Source organism: Streptomyces alkaliphilus, assembly GCF_014141535.1.
Taxonomy (GTDB): domain Bacteria; phylum Actinomycetota; class Actinomycetes; order Streptomycetales; family Streptomycetaceae; genus Streptomyces; species Streptomyces alkaliphilus.
In genome coordinates this window covers 1-5406 of sequence record NZ_VKHT01000289.1, presented here as the reverse complement: position 1 = coordinate 5406, position 5406 = coordinate 1, and the positions used below count along the sequence as shown (strand labels likewise).

The 5406-nt window shown below is 73.7% G+C and carries 3 protein-coding genes; 1 reads left to right on the top strand and 2 read right to left on the bottom strand.

The window, feature by feature from the left end; translation table 11 throughout:
* The first annotated feature begins 40 nt into the window (after positions 1 to 40).
* Positions 41 to 829: a metal-dependent hydrolase gene (locus tag FNQ90_RS11385; protein ID WP_182606262.1), complete on the top strand. Its 789-nt coding sequence runs from the start codon at positions 41 to 43 to the stop codon at positions 827 to 829.
* Positions 830 to 897: 68 nt separating this feature from the next.
* On the opposite strand, the gene FNQ90_RS11380 is transcribed toward FNQ90_RS11385, so the two are convergent.
* Together FNQ90_RS11380 and FNQ90_RS11375 are read right to left on the bottom strand one after the other, a co-directional pair.
* On the bottom strand, positions 898 to 2700 hold the full coding sequence (locus FNQ90_RS11380; RefSeq protein WP_407699344.1) for an ABC transporter ATP-binding protein: 1803 nt from the start codon (positions 2698 to 2700) through the stop codon (positions 898 to 900).
* Complete coding sequence (locus FNQ90_RS11375; protein WP_182606260.1) at positions 2697 to 4529, bottom strand: ABC transporter transmembrane domain-containing protein; 1833 nt, start codon at positions 4527 to 4529, stop codon at positions 2697 to 2699. The genes FNQ90_RS11380 and FNQ90_RS11375 overlap by 4 nt, the downstream gene beginning before the upstream one ends.
* Positions 4530 to 5406 lie beyond the last annotated feature (877 nt).

Here is a 5406-nt window from a genome sequence, read left to right as displayed (position 1 = left end):
GTGCCGCGGAGTGTCGGGAGAAGGGGCGGGCCACACCACCATGATGGGACCGGCGCATTCACTGTCAGGAGCGGCCGCCTGGGTGGGCGTCGCGGTGGCCACGGCTCTGGCGGGCCACCCGATGCCCTGGCCGGTGCTGGTGGCCGGGACCCTCATCTGCGCGGGGGCGGCGCTCGCCCCCGATCTGGATCAGAAGTCGGCCACCATCTCCCGGGCCTTCGGCCCACCATCGAGATGGCTGGCGGGGCTGATCGACAAGCTGTCGGTCGCCGTCCACAACGCCACCCGGGGACCGCGGGACCGGCGCCGCACCGGGGGACACCGCACACTGAGCCACACCTGGTTGTGGGCGGTCCTCATGGGGGTCGGGTTCTCCGCCGCGGCCGTCCACTGGGGGCGCTGGGCGGTGCTGGGCATCCTCTTCGTGCACATGGTGCTCGCGGTGGAGGGTCTGCTGTGGCGGGCGGCCCGGATCTCCAGCGACATCATGGTGTGGCTGCTGGGAGCGGCGACCGCCTGGATCCTCGCCGGCGTCCTCAACCAGCCGGGCCACGGTTCGGAGTGGCTCTTCCCCGGTCAGCCCTATCTGTGGATCGGCATCCCCATCGTGCTGGGCGCCATGGTGCACTGCGTCGGCGACGCCCTGACCATCTCCGGTTGCCCCTTCCTGTGGCCCCTGAAGATCAAGGGTCGACGCTGGTACCCGCTGGGCACGCCGAGGTTCATGCGGTTCCGGGCCGGGGCGTGGGTGGAGAGCAACGTGTTGATGCCCGGCTTCATGGTGGCCACGGCGGCCGGCGGCATCGCGGCCGTCGTGCTGGCGGCCTGAGGACCGGCCCGGGAACCGGGGAGGGTGGTCCCCACCGGCCCCGTGTCGGTGGGACGACGGGGTGCCGATCAGCCGTGCCAGGACCGCCACAGGGCCGCGTAGGCGCCGTCGGCCGCCACCAGTTCCCGGTGCCCGCCGAACTCGGTGATCCGTCCGTTCTCCACCACGGCGATGACGTCCGCGTCGTGCGCGGTGTGCAGCCGGTGGGCGATGGCGATCACCGTCCGACCCTCCAGCACCGTGGCCAGGGAGCGTTCCAGGTCGCGGGCCGACCGCGGGTTCAGCAGGGAGGTCGCCTCGTCCAGCACCAGGGTGTGCGGGTCGGCCAGCACCAGCCGGGCCAGCGCGATCTGCTGGGCCCTGGCGGGGGACACCACCTCACCGCCGGAACCGACCTCGGTGTCCAGGCCCTCCGGCAGGGAGGCGGCCCACCGCTCCGCGTCCACGGCGAGCAGCGCCGCCCACAACTCCTCGTCGGTCGCCTCCGGGCGGGCCAGCCTCAGGTTGTCCCGCAGGGGGCCGACGAAGACGTGGTGCTCCTGGTTGACCAGCGCCACATGGCGTCGCACCCGCTCCGGCGGCATCGCGGCCAGTGAGGCCCCGCCCAGGGTGACCGATCCGGTGCGGGGGGCGTGGATGCCCGCCAGGAGCCGCCCCAGGGTTGACTTCCCGGCGCCCGAGGGTCCCACCAGGGCGACCCGGGTGCCGGGCGGCACCCGCAGCGAGACGTCGTGCAGCACGTCGGTGCCCTCGGTGTAGCCGAACCGCACGCCACGGGCGTCCACGATCCGATGGGCGTCCGGTTCCCGATCCTCTCCGTCGGCCCCGGCCCGATCCGACGCGATCTCCCGGACGCCGACCAGGCGGGCCAGCGAGACCCGGGCGATCTGCAGTTCGTCGAACCAGCGCAGGATCATCCCGACCGGCTCCACCAGCATCTGGGCCAGCAGCGCTCCGGTGACCACCCGGCCCACCGGCAGCCAGCCCTGCAGGACGAAGATCCCGCCGACCGTCAGCACACCGCCCAGGACCATCACGTGGTAGACGTTGATCGCCGGGATCAGCACCGAGCGCAGCCACAGTGTGTACCGTTCCCAAGCGACCCAGCTTCCGATCCGTCCTTCGGACAGGGCGATCCGACGGGGTTCCAGGCGGTGCGCCTCCACGGTGTGGCCCGCGTCCACCGTCTCGGCCAGGGCCCCGGCCACGGCGGCGTACCCGGCGGCCTCGGCCCGGTAGCCGGAGGGGGCGCGCCGGAAGTACCACACGCAGGCGGCCAGGAGCAGGGGCAGGGCGATCAGGATGCCCAGCCCCAGCGGCGGGGCGACCACCACGATGCCGCACAGCAGCAGGGCGGCCCACACCACCGCGATGGCCAGCTGGGGGACCGCCTCGCGCATCGCCTGGGAGAGCCGGTCGATGTCGGTGTTGACGCGGGCGAGCAGGTCACCGGTGCCGGCCCGTTCCAGTACTCCCGGCGGCAGGCCCACCGAGCGGACCAGGAAGTCCTCGCGCAGGTCGGCCAGCATCCGCTCGCCGAGCATCGCCCCGCGCAGGCGCACCAGCCGCACGAAGACGGCCTGGACGAGCACGGCGAGGGCGAAGCCGGCCAGGATCGGGCCGGGGGCGATGTCCCGGGTGTCGTCCGCCAGACCCTGCACCACCCCGCCCAACAACCAGGGGCCGACCATCGAGGCGATGACGGCGACGGCGTTGACCGCCACCAGGATCGCCAGGGACCGGCGGTGGCGGACCAGCAGTTCCCGCACATAGGCGTGCACGGTAGCGTCGCGGGCCACCGGGAGGGTGGTGGGGTTCTCGTCCCGGCCGGTGTCGTGTTCGGGGGGACGCACCCCGATGGTGACGGTCACGCCTTCTCCTCGATGTGGAGTGCCTCCGAAGGGGCCCCGACGCGGACGGGGGGCCCGGACCCGGTGTCCCGGCCGACCACGGCCCGATACCGCGGCGTGTTCTCCCACAGGTCGCGGTGCGTGCCCTCGGCGGCGACCCGCCCGTCGAGCAGCAGCACCACCCGGTCCGCGTGTTCCAGCAGCAGGGGGCTGGACGTCAGCACCACCGTGGTGCGGCCGGCGCGCAGGTCGCGCAGGGCCGCGCCGATGCGGGACTCGGTGTGGGCGTCCACCGCGGAGGTGGGTTCGTCCAGCACCAGGACGGGCGGGTCGGCGAGCAGGGAGCGGGCCAGTGCCAGCCGCTGGCGCTGACCACCGGACAGGGAACGACCGCGCTCGGTGATCCTCCCCAGCAGGGGATCGCGCGCGGCCTCCGGGGAGGTGTGGGCCAGGGAATCCAACACATCCGAACAGGCGGCGGCGGCCAGCGCGGCGTCCGCGTCCACCCGGCCCGAGGCGGGGACGTCCAGCAGCTCGGCGAGGGTGCCCGACAGCAACACCGGTTCCTTGTCCTGGACGAGCACCGTGGCCCGGACCAGGGCTCGGGGCAGTTCGGAGGCGGGACGGCCGTCGATCTCCACGGAGGGGTGCGCGGCCCCGTCCTCCTCGCCGACCGGCCGGCCGCCCAGCCGGGCGGCCGGCCCCTCCGACCCGTCCGCGTCCCCGTGGACCACGGCGGTGAGCCGGCCCCCGGGGGCGGTCAGCCCGGTGAGCGGATCGTGCAGGGCGGGCGCCCGGGAGGGCTCCCGGGTCCCGTGCCCGGGGGCGGGTGAGCCGGTACCGGTCTCCGTGTCCCCGCGCCGCATGGACAGCACCCGCACGGCGCGCCGTGCGGCGGGGCGGGAGAACGCCCAGGCCATCGCGCCCTCCTGGAACAGGCGCAGGGGAAAGAGCAGGAAGAGCACGGCTCCGTAGACGGTGACCAGCGCCCCGGGGGTGATCGCCCCGCTCGCCGCGAGTCGGTGCCCCTGCCAGACCACGACCAGCAGCAACGCGCCGGGAACGGCCACCTGGAGGGCGTCGATCAGCGACCACATGCGGGCGGTGTGCACCGAGGCGACGCGGAGGTCGTCGGAGGCCCGCCGGTAGCGGTTCAGGAACAGCTCCTCACCGCCGATGCCGCGCAGGACGCGCAGACCGGCGACGGTGTCGGAGGCCAGTTCGGCGGCGCGCCCCGAGCGCGCCCGTTCACGGTCGGCGCGGCGGGTGGCGGCGGGGACCAGCGGAAAGACCGTGAGCATCACCGCCGCGATGCCGACGACCACGATCAGGCCCAGCCGCGGTTCGTGGAGCACCAGGCCGGCGCAGACACCACCCGTCACGATCACGGCGGCCGAGAAACGGGAGGCGGACTCGACGAGCCAGCCGATCTTCTCCACGTCGCCCGTGGAGACCTTGACCACCTCGCCGGCGGCCACCCGTCGGGTGAGCGCCGCCCCGAGGTGGGCGGTGCGGCGGGCGAGCACCTGCTGGATCCGTGTCGCCGCGGTGATCCAGTTGGTGACGGCGCTGCGGTGCACCATGGTGTCGGCGACGGCCATGACCAGGCCGAGACCGGCCAGCAGCAGCCCGGCGCGCACCAGACCGGCGGCGGAGCTCTCGACCGCGGCCTGGACCGCAGCGCCCACCACGACGGGTAGGCAGGCGACGGAGCCCATGTGCAGGACCCCCCAGAAGAGGGTCTTGGTCTGACCGCGCAGTTGTCGGCGGAAGAGCCAGAGGACGAAGTGGGAACCGGACCGGGTGTCGGGTTCCCCGGGGTCGGGATGCGGAAGGTCGCGAAGGCGCATGAGGTCCCGGGATTTCGTACGGGTGGGATTCGGAAAGAGGGCGTGGAGCGGTCGGGGACGGAGTCGGGGGCATGAGAGGACGGGGCGCGGTCTTCCGTGACCCGTGCGGGGGAACCGAGGGGCACGGAGGGCATGCCGGGGGAGCCGCGTCGTGCGCGGGACAACCGGGCCAGGATCCCGAGTGCCGGCTCGGCCGGCAACGGGTTTTCGGGGGCGGGAGAACCACTTCGATCATATTCGAACGGAAGTGAACGCGCTGATTGTCGCACCCGGTGTGTTTCCCCGGGGGTGGTGTGTGATGGTGGCGCCCGTTCGGGGTTTCCGGGTCATCCGGGTGCGCGGATGGTTGACGTACCGGTGTCATGTCCGCATCATTGGGGGGCCGTCGTCGGATGGGAGCGCTCCCAAGCCGCCGGTGGGCCGCCGTTCCGTCGGTCCGACCGGTTGCCGTCCGGCGGCGGCTCCGGTCGTGGTTCGGCTTTCGGCGCCCGACCGGTCGATCCCGACGGCCGTCGTTCCGCCGACACCGCGGGTACCCCTCTCCCGGTGGAGAGGCGCCCGCGCATCCCGCGGGCCCCGCGGCCCTCCCGAAAATTTCTCGCCCCGGGTGGCCGAAGCCACCCGGGGCGTTCCCGGCAGGTCCCGCCTCCCGCCGGGAAGGGGCCCCGGGCGGGCTGGTGCCGCCCGGGGCGACGGAGGAGCTCTCCTTCAGGGGGGCGACGAGGAGGCTCACTTCCGTTCTGCTCCTTGGTTGCCGCCGGCGGCCGGAAGGTTGCCGTTCCCCCGGAATTTTTTTCCGGGAATCCGGGGGAAGCCGCCCGCCAAGGCGTTCCGGCAGGTCATCGGCGTGAGGAGCGGGGCGGGCGTGCCCGGGGCC

Bases quoted from the DNA above. Each gene is read 5' to 3' on its own strand.
- FNQ90_RS11385 (WP_182606262.1), top strand. From the start codon at position 41: ATGATGGGACCGGCGCATTCACTGTCAGGAGCGGCCGCCTGGGTGGGC.
- FNQ90_RS11375 (WP_182606260.1), bottom strand. From the start codon at position 4,529: ATGCGCCTTCGCGACCTTCCGCATCCCGACCCCGGGGAACCCGACACC.